At 76.1% G+C, this 19,245-nt stretch carries 20 protein-coding genes; 1 reads left to right on the plus strand and 19 read right to left on the minus strand.

Annotated elements, in window-relative coordinates; translation table 11 throughout:
* Window positions 1-439 precede the first annotated feature (439 nt).
* From dprA to rpsP, 11 genes are all read right to left on the minus strand, one after another.
* Window positions 440-1,813, minus strand: coding sequence for a DNA-processing protein DprA (gene dprA, locus KVT14_RS12940; RefSeq protein WP_217616039.1), 1,374 nt, complete (start codon window positions 1,811-1,813; stop codon window positions 440-442).
* On the minus strand, window positions 1,810-3,339 hold the full coding sequence (locus KVT14_RS12945; protein WP_217616040.1) for a YifB family Mg chelatase-like AAA ATPase: 1,530 nt from the start codon (window positions 3,337-3,339) through the stop codon (window positions 1,810-1,812). Before KVT14_RS12945 ends, dprA begins: the two co-directional genes overlap by 4 nt.
* Window positions 3,339-3,701: a YraN family protein gene (locus KVT14_RS12950; RefSeq protein WP_217616041.1), complete on the minus strand. Its 363-nt coding sequence runs from the start codon at window positions 3,699-3,701 to the stop codon at window positions 3,339-3,341. The genes KVT14_RS12945 and KVT14_RS12950 overlap by 1 nt, the downstream gene beginning before the upstream one ends.
* A 129-nt stretch (window positions 3,702-3,830) precedes the next feature.
* On the minus strand, window positions 3,831-4,154 hold the full coding sequence (locus tag KVT14_RS12955; RefSeq protein ID WP_147793871.1) for a DUF2469 domain-containing protein: 324 nt from the start codon (window positions 4,152-4,154) through the stop codon (window positions 3,831-3,833).
* Between the two features lie 63 nt (window positions 4,155-4,217).
* On the minus strand, window positions 4,218-5,018 hold the full coding sequence (locus KVT14_RS12960) for a ribonuclease HII (RefSeq protein WP_217616042.1): 801 nt from the start codon (window positions 5,016-5,018) through the stop codon (window positions 4,218-4,220).
* Window positions 5,015-5,743 (minus strand): signal peptidase I, encoded by a 729-nt coding sequence (gene lepB, locus KVT14_RS12965; protein WP_308161061.1) that lies wholly within the window; start codon window positions 5,741-5,743, stop codon window positions 5,015-5,017. Before lepB ends, KVT14_RS12960 begins: the two co-directional genes overlap by 4 nt.
* A 130-nt stretch (window positions 5,744-5,873) precedes the next feature.
* Window positions 5,874-6,242: a 50S ribosomal protein L19 gene (gene rplS / locus KVT14_RS12970; RefSeq protein WP_147793873.1), complete on the minus strand. Its 369-nt coding sequence runs from the start codon at window positions 6,240-6,242 to the stop codon at window positions 5,874-5,876.
* Window positions 6,243-6,436: 194 nt separating this feature from the next.
* On the minus strand, window positions 6,437-7,219 hold the full coding sequence (gene trmD, locus KVT14_RS12975; RefSeq protein WP_217616044.1) for a tRNA (guanosine(37)-N1)-methyltransferase TrmD: 783 nt from the start codon (window positions 7,217-7,219) through the stop codon (window positions 6,437-6,439).
* 1 nt (window position 7,220) lies between these two features.
* Window positions 7,221-7,796: a ribosome maturation factor RimM gene (rimM, locus tag KVT14_RS12980; protein WP_147793875.1), complete on the minus strand. Its 576-nt coding sequence runs from the start codon at window positions 7,794-7,796 to the stop codon at window positions 7,221-7,223.
* 136 nt (window positions 7,797-7,932) lie between these two features.
* Window positions 7,933-8,172: an RNA-binding protein gene (locus KVT14_RS12985; RefSeq protein ID WP_147793876.1), complete on the minus strand. Its 240-nt coding sequence runs from the start codon at window positions 8,170-8,172 to the stop codon at window positions 7,933-7,935.
* A complete protein-coding gene (gene rpsP, locus KVT14_RS12990; protein WP_147793877.1) occupies window positions 8,172-8,603 on the minus strand; it encodes a 30S ribosomal protein S16 in 432 nt (143 codons plus the stop codon). Before rpsP ends, KVT14_RS12985 begins: the two co-directional genes overlap by 1 nt.
* Window positions 8,604-8,952: 349 nt before the next feature.
* Here rpsP and KVT14_RS12995 point away from each other — a divergent pair, with 349 nt between their 5' ends.
* Window positions 8,953-9,786 (plus strand): alpha/beta fold hydrolase, encoded by an 834-nt coding sequence (locus KVT14_RS12995; protein ID WP_217616045.1) that lies wholly within the window; start codon window positions 8,953-8,955, stop codon window positions 9,784-9,786.
* 50 nt (window positions 9,787-9,836) lie between these two features.
* Here KVT14_RS12995 and KVT14_RS13000 read toward each other — a convergent pair whose 3' ends face one another.
* The 8 genes from KVT14_RS13000 to KVT14_RS13035 all read right to left on the minus strand — a co-directional run.
* Window positions 9,837-10,925 carry an amidohydrolase family protein gene (locus KVT14_RS13000; protein WP_217616046.1) on the minus strand — a complete coding sequence of 363 codons (1,089 nt, stop codon included), beginning with the start codon at window positions 10,923-10,925 and terminating at the stop codon, window positions 9,837-9,839.
* Window positions 10,926-10,959: 34 nt separating this feature from the next.
* Window positions 10,960-12,564, minus strand: a complete 1,605-nt coding sequence (gene ffh / locus KVT14_RS13005; protein WP_217616047.1) for a signal recognition particle protein — start codon at window positions 12,562-12,564, stop codon at window positions 10,960-10,962.
* Between the two features lie 27 nt (window positions 12,565-12,591).
* On the minus strand, window positions 12,592-14,388 hold the full coding sequence (locus tag KVT14_RS13010) for a [protein-PII] uridylyltransferase (RefSeq protein ID WP_217616048.1): 1,797 nt from the start codon (window positions 14,386-14,388) through the stop codon (window positions 12,592-12,594).
* Window positions 14,389-14,407: 19 nt separating this feature from the next.
* Complete coding sequence (locus KVT14_RS13015) at window positions 14,408-14,749, minus strand: P-II family nitrogen regulator (RefSeq protein WP_147793882.1); 342 nt, start codon at window positions 14,747-14,749, stop codon at window positions 14,408-14,410.
* Window positions 14,746-16,053, minus strand: a complete 1,308-nt coding sequence (locus tag KVT14_RS13020) for an ammonium transporter (protein ID WP_217616049.1) — start codon at window positions 16,051-16,053, stop codon at window positions 14,746-14,748. Before KVT14_RS13020 ends, KVT14_RS13015 begins: the two co-directional genes overlap by 4 nt.
* A 201-nt stretch (window positions 16,054-16,254) precedes the next feature.
* Window positions 16,255-17,454: a signal recognition particle-docking protein FtsY gene (gene ftsY, locus KVT14_RS13025; RefSeq protein ID WP_217616050.1), complete on the minus strand. Its 1,200-nt coding sequence runs from the start codon at window positions 17,452-17,454 to the stop codon at window positions 16,255-16,257.
* A 52-nt stretch (window positions 17,455-17,506) separates the two neighbouring features.
* Complete coding sequence (locus KVT14_RS13030) at window positions 17,507-18,076, minus strand: hypothetical protein (RefSeq protein WP_217616051.1); 570 nt, start codon at window positions 18,074-18,076, stop codon at window positions 17,507-17,509.
* Window positions 18,077-18,159: 83 nt separating this feature from the next.
* Window positions 18,160-19,245, minus strand: a 1,086-nt coding sequence (locus KVT14_RS13035) for an AAA family ATPase (protein ID WP_217616052.1), incomplete at its 5' end; no start/stop codon positions are given.

The following is a 19,245-nucleotide window of genomic DNA, read 5'->3' on the forward strand; positions in this document are numbered from 1 at the left end:
CCCCCGTGTGCACGGCACTACGGTCACCTGTCACACCTCCGGGCGACAAGCGGTCTGTGGCGCGTTTCACCCACCCCTGTACGAATCACGGTCAAATGTCCGATTCCACGACGCAATTTCCTACCGTTCGGCAGCGGTTCCGGGGCGATCGCGTCCACCTGTCGGACACCGGGCGGCGGCCCGGGATGTGCGCCGGGTGGGTGAATGCGTTTTCCCACGCGCGAGATCGCCGGAGCGCAGCCGCGGCCTGCTGACGAGGGGCCGCACGGGTGAACCGCGGACGCCCCGAAGGCCGCGACCGCGAGAACGCACGCATCACCGACCGAATGTGTGGTTTTACTTCCCGGTCGCGCCCGCGCGGCTCGGCACGCCGGTGCGAGCACCACCGCTCCGTGCCGCGGCCGGACGGCGCACCGAGACGGCGCCACCCCACGGCGGGTCACCGCCCCGGCGCCAGCGCCCGGCCACCTCGCGGCCGCTCACCACCCCGGCGCCACCGCCCAGCCACCTCGATCGCGTCCCCCGCGAGCTCGAGCAGGCCGAGCGCCGCGATCGCCTCGCCCTCGCCGAGGCCGGCGCGCCGGGCGACCTCCGCCACGGTGCGGGCCCGCCGGCGGTCGAGCGCGTCCAGGGTGCGGGCTGCGGGGCTGTCCGACCGGTCGGCGGGACCCGGTGGCCGACCCGCGCCCGAGGGTTCCAACACCGACCCCGACCCCGACACCGACCCCGACCCCGACGCCACGCCGCCGTCCGCCTCGCCGCCCGGGTCGGGCGGGTCGATCAGCTCGACGACCTCCGCCGCGTCGGTCACGCACACGGCCGCCCCGTCCCGCAGCAGCCGGTGGCACCCGGCGGACGCGACGGACGTCACGGGGCCGGGCACGGCGCCGACGGGACGCAGCAGCTCGCCCGCGCGCGCGGCGGTGCTCAGCGCCCCGCTGCGCCACGCGGCCTCGACGACCACGGTCACCCTCGCGAGCGCCGCGATGACGCGGTTGCGCTGGAGGAACCGGGCGCGGCTCGGCGGCGTGCCGGGCGGGCTCTCGGCGACGAGGGCACCCCCGGCGTCGACGATCCGCTCCAGGACGGCGAGGTTGCCCGCCGGCGACGGGCGGTCGATGCCACCCGCGAGGAGGGCGACCGTCCGCCCACCCACCGCCAGGGCGCCGCGGTGGGCGGCGACGTCGACGCCGAACGCCCCGCCCGAGACCACGGTGACGCCGCGGTCGGCCAGCCCGGCGCCGAGGTCGCCCGCGACGCGCTCGCCGTAGGCCGTAGCCGCCCGGGCCCCGACGACGGCCGCCGACCGCGCCGCCGCGCCAGCGAGCTCGGGGTCGCCGCGGAGCCAGAGGCAGAGCGGCGCGGCGGGGCCGAGGTCGTCGAGCGCGCGCGGCCAGGCCGGGTCGCCCGGCACCAGGAGGGCACCGCCCCGCGCCGCGAGCTCGTCCAGCGCCGGTCGCGGGTCCAGGTCCGCCAGCCGCGGAGCCCACCGGGGAACCGCCCGTCCGAGCACGCGGTGGGTGCCCGCCGGCCAGGGGTCGGCGGCACCCGCACCGACCGGTCCGGGTCCCGCGCCGGTCTCGACCGAGGCGGGTGTCCCGGCGTCGGCGCGCGCCAGGTCGCGCAGCCGGCGCGCAGCCTCCGTCGGGGTCGCTGTCACCGCCCAGAGCGCCCAGGCGAGCGCCGCCGGGGCGCCCAGGGCCGCCACGACGGCACCCGCCGTGGTGTCGCCGGGCTCCGCGACGATGCTCCACGCGGCCCGTGCCCACGCCTCGCCGCCCCGCTCGGCGGCCGCACCCTCCCCCGCGCTCATGCCCCCTGCCCCCGGGTCCGCAGCGCGACGGCCCGTCCGACGTCGTCCGTCGAGGGGGCCGCGCGGCCCGCGAGGTCAGCGACGGTCCAGGCCAGGCGCAGCACCCGGTCGGCGCCGCGGAGCGTGAGCGTGCCCCGGTCGATCCCCCGGTCGACGAGACCGAGCAGCGCGCGGCCCGGTCCCAGCCGGTCACGAAGCACCCGCCCCGGCACGTCGCCGTTGAGCCGCCAGGGCGTCCCCGCCCACCGGCCGGCCTGGGCGGTCCGGGCGGCGGCCACGCGCGCGGCGACGGTGGCGGTGCTCTCCGCGGGTTCGCCGAGCTCGGCCCTCCGGACCGCGGGGACCTCGACCTGGACGTCGACGCGGTCGAGCAGCGGCCCGGAGATCTTGCCGAAGTACCGCCGCCGCTCGAGCGAGCGGCAGGTGCAGGCGATCCCGGTGCCGACGGCCCGCCCGCACGGGCAGGGGTTGGCCGCGAGGACGAGCTGGAACCGCGCCGGGTACCGGGCGGCGCCGGCCGCGCGGTGCACGACGACCTCGCCGTGCTCGAGCGGCTGCCGGAGCGTCTGCAGGACGGCCGTCGGGAACTCGGGGGCCTCGTCGAGGAACAGCACCCCGCGGTGCGCCCGGGATGCCGCGCCCGGCCGCGGCATCCCGGAGCCGCCGCCGACGATGCTGGCGGGCGTCGCGGTGTGGTGCGGGTCCTCGAAGGGCGGCCGGTGCAGCAGCCCGCCGTCGGGGTCGAACGTGCCGGCCACCGAGTGCACCGCGGTGACCTCGACGGCCTCGGCCTCGTCCAGGTCGGGCAGCAGCCCCGGCAGCCGGGAGGCCAGCATGGTCTTGCCCGCCCCGGGCGGCCCCACGAGCAGCAGGTGGTGCCCTCCGGCCGCGGCGATCTCGACGGCCGCACGGGCCTCGCCCTGCCCGAGCACGTCGGCGAGGTCCCCGGACGGCGTGCGGTGCGCCCCGCCGACCCGTGCGGGCGGGACGGCCGGCACGTCCGGGACGGCGACGGCCCCGCCGTACCGCCGGACGACCTCCGCGAGGCTGCGGCAGGCGACGACCCGCGCGCCCGGGACCAGGGCGGCCTCGGGCGCGTCGGCCTCCGGGACGACGACGTCGGGGTGCCCGGCGGCGACGGCGGCGGCGACGGCCGGCAGGACGCCCCGCACCGGGCGGAGGCGCCCGTCGAGGCCCAGCTCGCCGAGGTGCACGACGCCCGCGGCCCGCGGCGCCTCCAGGAGCTCGGCCGCGGCGAGCACGGCGACGGCGACCGCGAGGTCGAACCCCGGCCCCGACTTGGGCAGCGCGGCGGGCGACAGGTTGACCGTGATGCGGCGGTTCGGCCAGGTGAGGCCGGTCGACCCGACGGCCGCCCGCACGCGGTCCCGCGCCTCGGCGAGCGAGGCGTCCGGCAGCCCGACCAGCGCGAAGGCGGGCAGCGACGACGCGAGGTGCGCCTCGACCTCGACGAGGTGCCCGGTGAGCCCGACGAGCCCGACGGCCCGGGTGCGCCCGAGCGCCATCAGCCGATGCCCGTGAGGTGCTCGGCGCGGGGCGGGCGCCCGTCGCGCAGCTCGACGGCCACGAGGTCGAGCCGGATCGAGCCGGCATGCACGTCGTGCTCTGCGAGCCAGGCGCCGAGCAGCACGCGCAGCCGCTGCACCTTCCGCGGTGTCACGGCCTCGTGCGGCGTCCCGTAGGTCGCCGTCCGGCGCGTCTTCACCTCGACGCCGACGACGGCGTCCTCGTCGGGGTCGAGGGCCACCAGGTCGAGCTCGCCGCCCGGCCCGAACCAGTTCCGGTCGAGGACCGTCCAGCCCTCGTTCTCCAGCAGCCGCGCCGCCAGGTCCTCACCCAGCCGGCCCGTCTCGTTCCGCGTGCGCATCGGCACCACCTCCGGCACCGAGGCTGCCGGGGCCGGGAGGCGACCCGCCGCCCCGCCCCGGCGGTGCTGGGGACGACGCGCGCAGCCGCGCCTGTGGAGGACTCGGTGCCCGCCCCACGAGCGGGAGGGCTACCGCCCGAAGCCACCACCCGAGCCGAGATCCAGGTCGGCCTTGACCAGCTCCTCGACGTTGACGTCCTTGAACGTCACCACGCGCACCGACTTCACGAACCGCGCGGAGCGGTAGACGTCCCACACCCACGCGTCGGCGAGCGTCAGCTCGAAGTACACCTCGCCCGCGGCGGAGCGGACCTGCAGGTCCACGTGGTTCGCCAGGTAGAACCGACGCTCGGTCTCGACGACGTACGAGAAGAGGCCGACGGCATCGCGGTACTCGCGGTACAGCGCGAGCTCCATCTCGGTCTCGTAGTTCTCCAGGTCCTCGGCGCTCACCGACCCATCATCCCCCATCCGGGCACATCGGCCCGCAACCGGCGCACGCGCCGGGCCGCGACGTCAGCCCGCGACGTCGAGCGTCAGCGGCTCGCCGGCGAGCAGCGCGTCGTCGAGCGCGGCGGCGCCCGGCACGCCCGCGACGGCGTCCGCGCGCACCCCCGCGCCCGCCTCGACGCCCGGCAGCCGCCAGGACGTCCGGTGGTGCGGCGTGGGCCCGAGCCGGCGCAGGGCCGCCAGGTGCTCGGGCGCGGAGTAGCCCTTGTTCTCGGCCCACCCGTACTCGGGGTGGTCGTCGTGCAGCCGGGTCATGATCGCGTCGCGCTCGGTCTTCGCGAGGATGCTCGCGGCGGCGACGGCGGCGCACCGGAGGTCCGCCTTGACGATGGTCCGCACGGGCGGCACGACGTCGAGCACGGCCGGCGGCCCGATCAGCGCGTCCTGCGCCGGGGTCGTCACGTAGTCGTGGTTGCCGTCGAGCAGCAGGGCGCCCGGTGCGGTCTCGAGCCCCGCGAGGGCGCGGTGCGCGGCGAGGCGCAGGGCCGCGATGATGCCGTACGCGTCGATCTCGGCGGGCTCGGCGTGCCCGACCGACCAGCAGGCTGCCCAGCGGCGGATGAGCGGGGCGAGCCGCTCGCGCTCGGCGGAGCTCAGCAGCTTGGAGTCCCGAACGCCCTGCGGCACGGCGCGGCTCTCCGCGGTCACCACGACGACGCCGACGGTCACGGGGCCGCTGAGGCTGCCGCGCCCGACCTCGTCGGCGCACGCGAGGGCCGGGACGCCGTCCCGGATGATCTGGCGCTCCACCCGGAGCGTCGGCGCGGCCCGGTTCCAGGCGGTGCGCGCCCGTCCGGCGGCGGTCACGACGGGTCCGGGACGTCGGCGAACACGTCGCCCGGGTTGCGCAGCAGCCCGATCCGGTCGAGGGGCCACAGCTTGACGAACGCGGTGCCGACGACGTCGTCGATCGGCACGGAGCCGCCGCCGGGGTCGCCGAGGTGGAACCGCGAGTCCGCGGACTGCTGCCGGTTGTCGCCCATGACCCAGACGGACCCGGAGGGCACCACGACGTCGAACGCGATGTGGCTCGGGCTGGCGCCGGGCGCGAGGTACTCGGACTCGTCGACCGGCTCGCCGTTGACGGTGAGCGGCGAGCCGTCGCCCGTCGAGGCGACCCGGTCCCCGGGCAGGCCGATGACGCGCTTGATGAGGTGGTCCTCGGACTGCTGCGGCATGAGGCCGATCGCGATGAGGGCGTCCTGGACGACGTTCGTCTCCGGGACGGTCTGCTGGTCCAGCCAGCCGCCGGGGTCCGAGAACACGACGATGTCGCCCCGGTGGATGTCGAGCGGCCCGGGCGCGAGCTTGCTCACGAGCACGCGGTCGCCCTCGAGCAGCGTGTCGTGCATCGACGCGCTCGGGATGAAGAAGGCCTGCGCGAGGAACGTCTTGACCAGCCACGACAGCACGATCGCGCTGACGAGGATGATCGCGGTCTCCCGCAGGAAGGAGGTGACGGGTCCGCGCCGTCGCTCCTCGGACCTGCCGCCCGCCTCGTGGCCGGCAGGTGCTGCGTGCTGGTCCGTCACCGGATCACTCTCCCACGTCGTCGGACCCGCGCCCACACCCACGCGCCGGTGCGCACCGAACCTCCCCGGCACGACCGACGGGCGGCCACCCCCGTGAGGGGTGACCGCCCGTCGGCGTGCTGCGGAGGTCTCAGGCCTGCTTGGCCGGGACCGCGTCGCGCTTCTCCTTGATCTTGGCCTTCTTGCCGCGGAGGTTGCGCAGGTAGTACAGCTTCGCGCGACGGACGTCACCGCGGGTGAAGACCTCGATGGACTCCAGGGTCGGGGAGTGCACCGGGAAGGTGCGCTCGACGCCGACGCCGAACGAGACCTTGCGGACCGTGAAGGTCTCGCGGATGCCGTCGCCCTGGCGGGCGATCACGACGCCCTGGAAGACCTGGACGCGGGAGCGGTTGCCCTCGACGACCTTGACGTTCACCTTCAGCGTGTCGCCGGGGCGGAAGTCGGGGACGTCGGTGCGCAGCGAAGCCGCGTCGATCGAGTCGAGGATGTGGGACATCGTGTGTCGCTTTCCCGCCGTGCCACAGGTCACGCGCGTCATCGTCGGCGCCTGGGGCGCCGGGTGGCATGAGGTGCGGTGCGCGGCCGATCGCTCGGCGGGCCGTGGTCGCCTCCCCTGTGGCAGAGGCGGGGCCGTCGGGCACCGACCGTCAAGTGTGCCACAGGCGAGGCCCCGCGGTCGAAACCGGGCCGCTACTCCCCCGCCGGCACCGGCCCGTCGTCGCCCACGGCCCACCCGAGGTCGGTCAGCACCGCCCGGTCGGCCTTGTCGAGGTCGCCCGGCGCGAGCCGCGCGAGCAGGTCCGGCCGGCGCGCGGCGGTGCGGGTGAGCGCCTGGTCGCGGCGCCAGCGCTCGACGCGGCCGTGGTGCCCGGACAGCAGCACCTCGGGGACCTCGAGGTCCCGCCAGGCTGGCGGCTTCGTGTACACGGGGTACTCGAGCAGCCCCGCGGCGCCGTGCGACTCCTCGACGAGCGAGTGCGGGTTGCCGACGACGCCGGGCAGCAGCCGGACGACGGCCTCGACGAGCACCATCGCCGCGACCTCGCCGCCGTTGAGCACGTAGTCCCCGATGGAGTACTCGCTGACCCGCACGCCCGGCCTGGACGTGTAGTGCGCCGCGACCCGGGCGTCGATGCCCTCGTACCGCCCGCAGGCGATCACGAGGTGGGCGTCGGCGGCCCACGCCTCCGCGTGCCGCTGGGTGAGCGGGGCACCGGACGGGGTCGGCAGCAGCAGGTGGCTGCCCTCGGTCACCAGGTCGTCGAGGGCCGCGCCCCAGACGTCGGGCTTCATCACCATGCCGGCACCGCCGCCGAACGGGGTGTCGTCGACGGTGCGGTGCCGGTCGGTGGTCCAGTCGCGCAGGTCGTGCACGCGCAGGTCGACCAGGCCGCTCGTGCGGGCCTTGCCCACCAGGGACAGGCCGAGCGGGCTCAGGTAGTCCGGGAAGATCGAGACGATGTCGATGCGCACGTCAGTCGTCGTCCCCCGTCGCGTCGCCGCGCGTCTCGTCGCTGACCACGAGGTTCGCCGCGTCCGACGCCAGCAGCCCGCCGGGCGGGTCCAGCACGACCCGGCCTCCGGGGACGTCCACGACCGGCACGATCGCGCGCACGAACGGCACCAGCGTCCGCGCGCCGTCGGGCTCCCGCAGCACCAGGGCGTCCTGCGCCGGCAGGTGCTCCAGACCGACGACCTCGCCGAGCAGCCGGCCGTCGACGTGCTCGGCGCGCAGCCCGGCGAGCTCGTGCGGGTACCAGGCGTCCTCGTCGTCGTCGGCGGTGCTCGCGTCGTCCGCGACCTCCACGACCAGGTCGACGCCCCGCAGCGCCTCGGCCGCGGTGCGGTCGGGCGCCTCCGCGAACGTGACGTACCAGCGCCCCTGCTGCTCGCGGGTGCGCGCGACCGTCAGGGGGCCGCGGTCGGCGGGCTCCGTCGCGAGCACCGCACCGGCCGCGAGGCGCGCCGCGGGGTCGTCGGTGCGCACGTCGAGGGCGACCTCGCCGCGCAGGCCGTGCGCGCGGCCGATCCGGGCGACCGTCAGCAGCATGGGGTTCCTCTCGGGGGGTCCGGCTCCGGGCCGGACCAGCGTACGGGTGCGGGCACGACGCAGGCCCGGCCCCTGCTCGGGACCGGGCCTGTGCCGGTGTCTCACCGGCCGGCGCGAGGCCGACCGGGTGCGCGGCTCACCGCCGGGCGACGTCCACGACGTCCACGCGGACCGGACCCTCGGACGACAGCGCGCCGACGACGGTGCGCAGCGCGCGGGCGGTCCGGCCGCCGCGGCCGATGACCCGCCCGAGGTCGTCCGGGTGCACCCGGACCTCGAGCAGGTCGCCGCGGCGGAGCGTCCGGGCGTCGACCCGCACGTCGTCCGGGTGGTCGACGATGCCCCGGACCAGGTGCTCCAGCGCGTCGGCGAGCATCAGGCCTGCTCGTCCTCGGCCGGCGCCTCGTCGGCGGCCGGGGCCTCGGCGGCGGCGGCCTTCTTCTCGGACGCCTTGGCCTTGGCCTTCTCGGCGTCCGCGGCGACGGCGTCGACAGCGGCCTTCACGTCGGCCGGGGCGGCCTTGGTGCGCAGGGTGCCCTCGGCGCCCGGGAGGCCCTTGAACTTCTGCCAGTCGCCGGTGACCTTGAGGAGCGCCAGGACCTGCTCGGTCGGCTGGGCGCCGACGGACAGCCAGTACTGCGCGCGCTCCGAGGAGATGTCGATGAGCGACGGCTCCTCGGTCGGGTGGTACTTGCCGATCTCCTCGATGACGCGACCGTCACGCTTGGTGCGGGAGTCCGCGACGACGACGCGGTAGTACGGCGCCCGGATCTTGCCGAGACGCTTGAGGCGGATCTTGGTGGCCACGGTGTGGTCTTCTCCTGGATGTCTGCGAGGCGGCCGTCGCGGTTCGCACGTGGGGCATGCGGTCCGGTCCGGCCTGGAGGACACGGCATCGAGCGGGTAGAGGGGCCGCGCGCGCCGAGTACAGCAGGCCATTGTGCCAGACCGGCGCCGGTGCGGGCGACCCTGCGCGCGCGTGCCGCGGGTCACGCGGCTTCCCGCCCCGCGACCCCCACCGATTCTCGCGGAACCACTCGCCGAATCGGGCGGGCTGGCGAGAATCGGGAGGGACCCGGTCGCCCGAGCCCCGCCCGCCCGCGGGTCACCCGCGCCGGGTGCGTCGCCGCCGCCCGCGCGCTGCCACGATCGCGGCATGACCGCCGTGGACTGGGAGACGCGCGAGGTGGAGGTCGCCGGGCGCCCCGTCACGGTGCGGGTCGGCCCCGAGGTCCCGGCGTCCACGCCCCTGGTGCACGTGCACGGGTTCGCGGTGTCGGGCCGGTACCTGCTGCCGACGGCCGCCGCGCTGGCCGACCGCGGCACGACGTACGTCCCCGACCTGCCCGGCCACGGCGCGAGCCCCGGGCCGAGGCCGCCGCTGTCGATCCCGCACCTCGCGGACGCCCTGCTCGGCACCCTCGACGCGCTGGACCTGGACCGGGTGGTGCTGGTGGGCAACTCGATGGGCGGGCCGGTGAGCCTGGAGGCCGCGCACCGCGCGCCGGACCGGGTCGCGGGGATCGTGCTCGCCTCCCCCGCCGGCGGCGCGCACAACCAGCCGCTGGCGCGCGCCGTGGTCCAGCTGCTCCGCGACTCGGTCCGCGAGGACGTCCGGATGGGCCGGTACTCGCTGCCGGACTACGCGCACTACGGCGCGGTGCCGGCGCTGGCCGCGTTCCGGGAGATGGTGCAGTTCCCGTCGCTGGAGCGGCTGCTGCGCACCCCGGTGCCGACCCTCGCGGTGGTCGGGTCGCGCGACCCGCTGATGCCGCCGCCGCACCGGGTGCGGGAGCTCGCGCACCTCGGGCCGGGGCACCTCACCGTCGTGGTGATCCTGGGCGCCGCGCACGCGATGAACTACAGCCACCCCGAGGAGCTGGCGCACGCCGTGCGGTGCTGGCTCGACGGGCGGCCGATCACGGACGACCCCGCGGCGCACGCCCGGACCCGGGTGCTGCAGGTGGCCCAGGGCGACGCGCCCGCCTGAGCCGCGACCGGTGCGGCCCGCAGGCCCCACCGGGTCCCCGCGCCGCCCCGCTACGCCACCCGCGCCCCGCGCAGCACCACGGCCCGCGGCGCCGCGAGCACCTCGATGTCCTCCCGCGGGTCCGCGTCGTACACCACGAGGTCCGCGCTCTCCCCCTCGGCGAGCCCCGGCACCCCGAGCCACGCCCGGGTCCGCCACGACGCCGCCGCGACCACCTCGCGCGCCGGGAGCCCCGCCGCGACCAGCTCGGCCGCCTCGTCCGCGATCCGCCCGTGCCCGATCGTGCCGCCCGCGTCGGTGCCGACCAGGATCGGCACCCCGGCGTCGTGCAGGTCGCGGACGTGCGCGTACCGGCGCCCGTGCATCCGCCGCATCCGGGCCGCGTACACCGGGTACCTGTCGGCCCGCCCGGCGATCTCCCCGAACTGGGCCACCTGCAGCAGCGTCGCCGTCACCGGGATGCCGGCCGCCGCGATGCGGGCGATGTGCCGGTCCTCCGCGCCGGTCGCGTGCTCCAGGCAGTCGACGCCCGCGTCCAGCAGCCCGTCGAGCGCCTCGGCGGAGAAGGTGTGGGCCGTGACCCGGGCTCCCGCCTCGTGCGCGACCCGCACCGCGGACGCCAGCACGTCGTCCGGCCACAGCGGCCGCAGGTCGCCGTCGGCGCCGAGGCCCCGGTCGATCCAGTCGGCGACGAGCTTGACCCAGCCGTCGCCCCGCGCCGCCTCCTCGGCGACGGCGCCCGGCAGCGCGTCGGCGGACGCGAGCTCCCGCCCGTAGTGCCGCAGGTACCGCTTGGGCAGCGCGAGGTGCCGACCCGCGCGGATGAGCCGGGGCAGGTCCTCGCGGGCGTGCACCCACCCGGTGTCGGCGGGCGAGCCCGCGTCGCGGACCACCAGCACCCCGGCGTCCCGGTCGGCCACGGCTTGCGCCTCGGCGGTGGCCCGGTCGACGGCCCCCTCTCCGGCGAGCCCGATGTGGCAGTGCACGTCCACCAGGCCCGGGACCACCCACCCGTCGACCGACGTCCAGTCCCCGCCCGGCCGGTCGAACGTCAGCCGCCCGCCGATGACCCACGCCTCGCCGACGACCCGGTCGTCGTCCAGGACGACCGGGCCGGTCAGGTGCAGCACGTCCCCCATTCACGCCCCCTCGCGCGATCCGGGTCCGCGGCCGTCAGCGGCCGAGGAACTTCTGCAGGTCCTCGATGCTCGACGGGTCGAACGCGTCCTGCTGCTGCGGCGCGCCGCCGCCGATGCCGAACGCCGAGCCCTTCGCGGCGGGCGCGGCGGCCGGCGCGATGCCCGCGGCGCGGTCGGCGGCGGCCTTCTCCTGCTGCGCGCGCTTGGCCGGGTTGCCCGACTTGCCCTTCGCCTTCTTGGACGGGGCGACGCGGCCGCGGCCCTTCTTGCCGGTGCCCGGGAGGTTGCCCATCCCGGGGATCGGCATGCCGCCGCCCTTGGCCATCTGCTGCATCATCTTCTGCGCCCCGGCGAACCGCTCCAGCAGGCCGTTGACGTCGGACACCTCGACGCCGGAGCCGCGCGCGATGCGGGCGCGGCGGGACCCGTTGATGATCTTCGGGTTGTCGCGCTCGGCCGGGGTCATCGAGCGGATGATCGCCTCGACCCGGTCGACCTCGCGCTCGTCGAAGTTCTCGATGGCCTCGCGCATCTGCCCCATGCCGGGGAGCATGCCGAGCATCTTCTTCATCGAGCCCATGTTCTTCAGCTGCTGCATCTGCTGCAGGAAGTCCGCGAGCGTGAAGCCCTGGCCGGAGGCGAGCTTGCCCGCCATCTCCTCGGCCTGCTCGGCGTCGAACGCCCGCTCCGCCTGCTCGATGAGGGTGAGCACGTCACCCATGTCGAGGATGCGGGAGGCCATCCGGTCGGGGTGGAACACCTCGAAGTCGGTGAGCTTCTCACCGGTCGACGCGAACAGGATCGGCCGGCCGGTGACCGACGCGACCGACAGCGCGGCGCCGCCGCGGGCGTCGCCGTCGAGCTTGGACAGCACGACGCCGGTGAACCCGACGCCCTCCTGGAAGGCCGTGGCGGTGGCGACGGCGTCCTGGCCGATCATCGCGTCGATGACGAACAGGATCTCGTCCGGGCTCACGGCGTCGCGGATGTCCGCGGCCTGTCGCATGAGCTCGGCGTCCACGCCGAGGCGGCCGGCGGTGTCGACGATGAGCACGTCGTGCTGGCGCGCCCGCGCGGTCGCCAGGCCCTCGCGGGCGACGGCGACCGGGTCGGCGCCGGCGACGACGTCGAGCTCGCTGCCCTGGTTGCCCGGGTGCGGCGCGAACACCGGCACGCCGGCCCGCTCGCCGACGACCTGGAGCTGGGTGACTGCGTTGGGGCGCTGCAGGTCGGCCGCGACCAGCAGCGGCGTGTGGCCCTGCGACTTCAGGTGCAGCGCGAGCTTGCCGGCGAGCGTGGTCTTGCCCGCGCCCTGGAGGCCCGCGAGCAGGATGACGCTCGGCGGGTTCTTCGCGAGGTGCAGCGGCCGGTTCTGGCCGCCGAGGATCGACACCAGCTCGTCGTTGACGATCTTGACGACCTGCTGCGCCGGGTTGAGCGCGCCCGAGACCTCGGCGGAGAGCGCGCGCTCCCGCACGGCGCCGGTGAACTGCCGCACCACCGGGACGGCGACGTCGGCGTCCAGCAGGGCGCGGCGGATCTCGCGCACGGTGGCGTCGATGTCCGCCTCGGACAGCCGCCCCTTGGAGCGCAGGTTCTTGAAGGTCGACGTCAGTCGGTCGGACAGGGTGGCGAACACCGCGCGATCCTCACGCTCTCTCGGCGGTCAGGGACGTCCCAGGGTACCCGCCAGCCGGGCCGACGCCCGCGCCACGAGGTCGTCGACGAGCTGCGCGCGCCACGCCGTCCACGCGGTGGGTCCGGCGGACGACGCGTCGGCCTCGGTGAGGGCCCGGAGCAGGGCGAGCAGGTCGGGCCGGTGGTCGACCGCCGCGAGCAGCGCGTCGACCGTCGCCGGGTCGTCCGGGTCCGACCCGGTGGCGAGCTCGGACAGCGTCAGGTGCTGCCGCACCAGGCGCGCGACGTCGGCGGCGTCGTCCGGGCCGAACCCCATGCGGGCCACGACCGGACCCGCCAGCCGCGCGCCCTCGACGGAGTGGTCGCCCGCCCCCGCGCGCTTGCCGATGTCGTGCAGCAGCGCGGCGACCAGCAGCACCTCCGGCCGGTCGACGGTCCGGCGCAGCCCGGCGGCGCGCGCGGCGGCCTCGACGAGGTGCCGGTCGACGGTGTGCCGGTGGATGGGCGAGCGCTGGGGGCGGTTCCGCACGCCGGCCCACTCGGGGATCCAGGTGGTGACCACACCCGCGAGGTCGAGCGCCTCCCACACCGGCACCTGCGCCGGGCCGGTGGCGAGCAGCTGCACCAGGAGCGTCCGCGCGGCCTTCGGCCAGGGCTCGGGCAGCGGCGGCGTGCGCTCCAGGCTCGTGACGGTGATGGGCGACAGCGTGAGCCCGGTGCGGGCGGCGGTCGCGGCGGCGCGCAGCGACAGCAGCGGGTCGGCGGCGGGCTGGGCGTCGGCCGCGAGCACCAGCTCGCCGTCGTGCTCGACGAGGCCCTCGCCGACGGTCCGCAGCCGCGGGGCGGTGCGCCGGCCGCGGACCAGCACGGGGCGCCGCGCCGGGCGGGCCAGGGCCTGGCGCGCGTTCCGGGCGGTGCTGTCCAGCGCGTAGGACACGACGCGGCCGGCCTCGGCCAGGCCGGCCAGCAGGTCGTCGCGGTCCCCCACGCCCAGCAGCTCGGCGACCTCGTCCTGGTCGGCGAGCAGCAGCCGGTTCGTGTGCCGCCGGCTGACGGTCTGCACGGCGTCGCGCACGTCGAGCAGGTGCGCGTGCGCGCGGTCGACGGCGCCGTGCGGGCGGTCGGTGAGCCAGGTGGCGGCGAGCGCGGACAGCACGACCGCGTCCCGGATGCCGCCGCGGGCCTCCTTGAGGTCCGGCTCGATCAGGTACGCGAGCTCGCCGTGCCGCTCCGCGCGCTGCCGGGTGGACGCCAGCAGCTCGGGCAGCCGGCGCCGGGCGGCGGACCGCCAGTCCGCCAGCAGGGCGGACCGGGCCCGGTGGATGATGCCGGGGTCGCCCGCGACGGGGCGCAGGTCGAGCAGGCCCACCGCGGCGGGCAGGTCCTTCGACGCGACCTGCCGGCACTGGGCCAGCGACCGCACCGAGTGGTCGAGGTCCAGCCCGGCGTCCCAGATCGGGTACCAGAGCCGGTCCGCGAGCCCCGCGAGCTCCTCGGCCGAGTGACCCCGGCCGTCGTGCACTAGCAGCAGGTCGAGGTCGCTGGCCGGGCTCGCGTCGCCGCGGCCCACGCTGCCGACCGCACCGAGCCCGATGCCCGGCGTCTCGCGCCCCTCGGTGGCGTCCTCCCACAGCTCGGCCAGGCGCCGGAGCACCAGGTCCGAGACCGCCTGCCGGCGCGCGGCGCCGTCGCCGTCCGGGCCGGACAGCCGCGCCGCGAGGTCGAGCCGCTCGACCCGGAGGTCCCGCACCCCCACGTGCTGGGGGTGCGGGACCTCCGGGGTCTCGCCGCCGGCCGTGCCCCCTGACGACCGTTCGTCGATCATGCTCGGGCGGACCGCCCGGTCACAGGGCCTCGGGCCCGTGCTCGCCGGTGCGGACCCGGGCGACGTCCTCGACCGGGACGACCCAGACCTTGCCGTCGCCGATCTTGCCGGTCTGCGCTGCCTTCACGATGACCTCGACGACACCGGGGGTGTCCTCGTCCGTGACCAGCACGTCGATCTTGACCTTCGGGACCAGGTCGACCGTGTACTCGGCCCCCCGGTAGACCTCGGTGTGACCGCGCTGGCGGCCGTAGCCGCTGGCCTCGCTCACCGTCAGGCCGCGGATCCCCGCCGCCTCGAGGGCGGACTTCACGTCGTCGAGCCGATGCGGCTGGATGACCGCCGTCACGAGCTTCGTCATGCCTTCACCTCCGTCACCACGCGGGCGCCGCCCAGCGTCTCGTACCCCGTCTCACCGTGCACGGCCAGGTCGATCCCGCCGACCTCGGCCTCCTCGCTGACCCGCCAGCCCATCGTGGCCTTCAGGATGAACCCGATGACCGCGGTCACCGAGCCGGAGAAGATCAGCGCCAGCAGGGCGATGACCACCTGGACCACGAGCAGCTTGACGCCGTCGCCGAAGAACAGGCCACCCTCGGCGGCCAGGAAGCCGATGCCGATGGTGCCGACGAGGCCACCCACGAGGTGGACGCCGACCACGTCGAGCGAGTCGTCGAAGCCGAACCGGTACTTCAGGCCGACCGCGAGGGCGCACAGCGCACCGGCGACCACACCCAGGATGATGGCGGTGACCGGACGCAGGGCACCCGCGGCCGGGGTGATGGCGACCAGACCCGCGACGACGCCGGACGCGGCACCGAGCGAGGTGGCGTGGCCGTCGCGGATCTTCTCCGTGATGAGCCAGCCGATCATCGCGGCGGCGGTGGCGGCGGTGGTGTTCACCCAGGCGAGGCCCGCGGTGCCGTCGGCGGTGAACGCCGAGCCCGCGTTGAAGCCGAACCAGCCGAACCACAGCAGCGCGGCGCCGAGCATCACGAACGGCAGGTTGTGCGGCCGCATCGGCTCCTTGCCGAAGCCCTTGCGCCGGCCGACGATCAGCGCGAGCACCAGGCCCGCGATACCGGCGTTGATGTGCACGACGGTGCCGCCGGCGAAGTCGATCGGGGCGACCGTGGCCGCGCCGTCGGTGGTGCCGAAGAGCATCGCGGCGATGCCGTTCTCCGAGCCGGAGAGCGCGCCGCCGCCCCAGACCATGTGCGCCAGCGGGAAGTAGCTCAGCGTCGCGAACAGCGCGGTGAACGCGACCCAGGTGCCGAACTTCACGCGGTCGGCGATCGCGCCGGAGACCAGCGCGACGGTGATGATCGCGAACGTCACCTGGAAGGCGACGCCGACGATGACCGGCACGCCGTACCCGTCGATCAGGTACTCGCCGTTCTCGTCCCAGATCGCGCCCGACAGCCCGAACTGGTCGAACGGGTTGCCGAAGATCCCCGCGACGTCCGAGCCGTAGGACATCGACCAGCCCCAGAACACGTACACGACGGCGACGACCGCGATGCTGATGAACGACATCATCATCATGTTGAGCACGGACTTGCCGCGCACCATGCCGCCGTAGAAGAACGCCAGTCCCGGCGTCATGAGCAGCACCAGGGACGCTGACGTCAGCATCCAGGCTGTCGCTCCGGTGTCCAGATCCATGTGGAACGCCTCTCCCCTCGCCGGCCGGTCTGCCGGATCGGGGACCAGAGTCGTGCGCGGCCGTTTCGCGACGGCGCCACCGGTGTTACACCGGTGTGACGAGCGGTCCGCGCGCGTCAACATCGTGTTACGGGACGGCCCGCGTCTCAGGGGGCGGGACGCGGGCCGGTCGGCGGGGACGGGGCGCGGGCGCCCCGGGCGTCACCCCAGGATGCCGTCCACGAACTCCTCCGGGTCGAACGGCGCCAGGTCGTCCGGCCCCTCGCCGAGCCCGACGAGCTTCACCGGCACGCCCAGCTCGCGCTGCACGGCGACGACGATGCCGCCCTTGGCCGTGCCGTCGAGCTTGGTCAGCACGATGCCGGTCACGCCCGCGACCTCCGCAAACACGCGGGCCTGGTTCATGCCGTTCTGGCCGGTGGTGGCGTCGAGCACCAGCAGCACCTCGGACAGCGGCGCGGTGCGGGTGATGACCCGGGTGATCTTGCCGAGCTCGTCCATGAGGCCGGCCTTGTTCTGCAGGCGGCCGGCGGTGTCGACCAGGACCACGTCGACGCCCTCGGCCGCGCCCTCCCGGACCGCCGCGAACGCGACCGACGCCGGGTCGGCGCCGTCGCGGTCGGAGCGGACGGTGCGCACGCCGACGCGCGAGCCCCAGGTCTCGAGCTGGTCGGCGGCCGCGGCGCGGAACGTGTCGGCCGCGCCGAGCAGCACGGTGCGGCCGTCGGCGACGAGCACGCGGGAGAGCTTGCCCACGGTCGTGGTCTTGCCGGTGCCGTTGACGCCGACGACCAGGACGACCGCCGGGACGGTCACGCCGTCCTCCCCGGTCTGCGGGGCGGTCGACAGGGTCCGGTCGAGCGACGGGTCGACCAGCGCCAGCAGCTGCTCGCGGAGCAGGGCACGGACCTGGGCCGGGTCCTTCAGGCCCTGGACGCGGGCCCGGGTGCGGATCGACTCGACCAGGTCGGCGGACGGGCCGGCGCCGACGTCGGCGAGCAGGAGCGTCTCCTCGAGCTCGTCCCAGTCGTCCTCGGTCAGGTGGTCGCGGGACAGCACCTGGAGCATGCGGGCGCCGAGCGGCGAGCCGGAGCGGGCCAGGCGGTCCCGGAGCCGGGTGAGCCGGCCGGCCGTCGGGGCGGGGACCTCGAGCGCGGGGGCGGTCGCGGCGTCCTCGGGCGCCGGGGCGCCGGGCGCGGTCGGGGCCTCGGGGGCCGCGGCCTCCAGGGCCGGCCGCTCGAGCGTCGAGGTGCCCGTGCCGGAGCCCCCCGCGGGGCGCTCGTCGGTCCGGTCGCGGTCGCCCGCGTTCCGGCGCCGCTGGAGGACGGCCGCGCCGCCGCCGAGGATCGCCAGGGCCGGCACGCCGACGAGGAGCAGGTTCAGGAGGTCGTTCGAGTCCACCGGGACAGTCTGTCAGGCGGGCGGGCCGGGCGCGGCGCGGGTGCGGCGCCGGTCAGGCGTCGCCGCGCTGCGGCGGGACCGACGGCGGGGGCGTCGCAGGACCGGCGACGCTCGCGGCCGGGGTCGGCCGGGCGGCGGCGGGGTCCACGGTGACCCGCCGGACCGGCACGTGGCCGCTGCGGCGGGGCACGCGCCGCGCGTGCGCGGGCGGCGCCGGCGCGCGGTCCGGGTCAGCGACGGCGGGCGCGGGCACCCCGTCCTGGACGACCAGGCGCTCGGCCGGCTCCCCGGCACCGGCCCGCGGGTAGGGCAGGTGCCCGCGCAGCCGGACGGCGCGCTCCCCCGTGCGCTCGAGCATCTCCGCGAGCTCGTCGAGCTGCAGGTAGCCGTCGTCGGGCTGGGACGCCTCGGCGAACAGCTGGTCGAACGGGACGTCCACCGGCTCCGCCTCGTCGACGACCGGGGCCTCCGCGTCACGGTCCCGGCGCCGGCGCAGCCCGCTGCGGAGGTCGTCCCAGAAGGTGCGCAGGTCGGTCCCGCCGTCGCCCGCCGCGTTCGCCAGGACGATCACGCCGATGGCCGCGACGAGCGCCAGCCCGATCACCACGAGATAGCCGCCCATGGGGACGATTGTCCGCCGTCGACCCGGGAGCCGCGGGGACGGCGCCCGCATCGGCGGCGAACCCCCACGCGATCTTCACACCGTCAGGCGGGGACCTCGTCGCGGAGCCGCTGGGAGATGACCGTCGTGACGCCGTCGCCGCGCATCGTCACGCCGTACAGCGCGTCGGCGATCTCCATCGTCCGCTTCTGGTGCGTGACGACGATGAGCTGGGAGTCCTCCTGCAGCTCGCGGAAGATCTCCAGCAGCCGGCCTAGGTTCGCGTCGTCGAGCGCGGCCTCGACCTCGTCCATCACGTAGAACGGGCTCGGCCGGGCCTTGAAGATCGACACCAGCAGCGCGACCGCGGTGAGCGAGCGCTCGCCGCCGGACAGCAGGGACAGCCGCTTGACCTTCTTGCCGGCGGGCCGGGCCTCGACCTCGATGCCCGTCGTGAGCATGTCCGACGGGTCGGTCAGCACCAGCCGGCCCTCGCCGCCGGGGAACAGCCGCGGGAACACCCGGTCGAACTGCTCGGCGGTGTCGCGGTACGCGTCGGCGAACACCCGCTCGACGCGCTCGTCGATCTCCTTGACGATCTCCAGCAGGTCGGCGCGCGACTTCTTGAGGTCGGCGAGCTGCTCGACCAGGAACTTGTGCCGCTCCTCGAGCGCTGCGAACTCCTCCAGGGCCAGCGGGTTGACCCGGCCCAGCTGCGACAGCGCGCGCTCGGCCGCCTTCAGCCGCTTCTCCTGCTCGGCGCGGACGTACGGCACCTCGCGGGGGCCGGCGTCCTCGTCGTCGCCCGTCGCGGCCGCGGGCGGGGTGAGGAGCGGGACGGACCGGTGCGGGCCGAACTCCTCGACCAGCACCGTCGGGTCGATGCCGAGGTCCTCGACGGCACGGACCTGCAGCTGCTCGACCCGCAGCCGCTGCTCCGCGCGCAGCACCTCGTCCCGGTGTGCGGCGTCCGTCAGCCGGGCGACCTCGCGCTGGGTCTCGTCGACCCGCGACCGCACCGCGGACAGCGCGGTCTCCCGCTCGGCGCGCGCGGCCTCCGCGGCGTCCCGCTCGTCGGCCGCCCGCTGCAGCGCGTGCTCGATCGCGCCGAGCGCCTGCGTCGCGCCCAGGGCGACGGCGGTGGCGACGGCCGCCTGCCGGGCGCGGGCGCGCTCCCGCTCGGCGGCCCG

Origin of the sequence: Cellulomonas sp. GbtcB1 (genome assembly GCF_019091725.1) — a bacterium.
In the GTDB taxonomy this organism is placed as follows: domain Bacteria; phylum Actinomycetota; class Actinomycetes; order Actinomycetales; family Cellulomonadaceae; genus Cellulomonas.

Excerpts from the sequence above, each read along its gene's own strand:
- dprA (WP_217616039.1), bottom strand. The coding sequence starts at position 1,813 with ATGAGCGCGGGGGAGGGTGCGGCCGCCGAGCGGGGCGGCGAGGCGTGG.
- KVT14_RS12945 (WP_217616040.1), bottom strand. The coding sequence starts at position 3,339 with ATGGCGCTCGGGCGCACCCGGGCCGTCGGGCTCGTCGGGCTCACCGGG.
- KVT14_RS12950 (WP_217616041.1), bottom strand. The coding sequence starts at position 3,701 with ATGCGCACGCGGAACGAGACGGGCCGGCTGGGTGAGGACCTGGCGGCG.
- rplS (WP_147793873.1), bottom strand. The coding sequence starts at position 6,242 with ATGTCCCACATCCTCGACTCGATCGACGCGGCTTCGCTGCGCACCGAC.
- rimM (WP_147793875.1), bottom strand. The coding sequence starts at position 7,796 with ATGCTGCTGACGGTCGCCCGGATCGGCCGCGCGCACGGCCTGCGCGGC.
- KVT14_RS12985 (WP_147793876.1), bottom strand. The coding sequence starts at position 8,172 with ATGCTCGCCGACGCGCTGGAGCACCTGGTCCGGGGCATCGTCGACCAC.
- KVT14_RS12995 (WP_217616045.1), top strand. The coding sequence starts at position 8,953 with ATGACCGCCGTGGACTGGGAGACGCGCGAGGTGGAGGTCGCCGGGCGC.
- KVT14_RS13000 (WP_217616046.1), bottom strand. The coding sequence starts at position 10,925 with ATGGGGGACGTGCTGCACCTGACCGGCCCGGTCGTCCTGGACGACGAC.
- KVT14_RS13010 (WP_217616048.1), bottom strand. The coding sequence starts at position 14,388 with ATGATCGACGAACGGTCGTCAGGGGGCACGGCCGGCGGCGAGACCCCG.
- KVT14_RS13015 (WP_147793882.1), bottom strand. The coding sequence starts at position 14,749 with ATGACGAAGCTCGTGACGGCGGTCATCCAGCCGCATCGGCTCGACGAC.
- KVT14_RS13020 (WP_217616049.1), bottom strand. The coding sequence starts at position 16,053 with ATGGATCTGGACACCGGAGCGACAGCCTGGATGCTGACGTCAGCGTCC.
- KVT14_RS13030 (WP_217616051.1), bottom strand. The coding sequence starts at position 18,076 with ATGGGCGGCTATCTCGTGGTGATCGGGCTGGCGCTCGTCGCGGCCATC.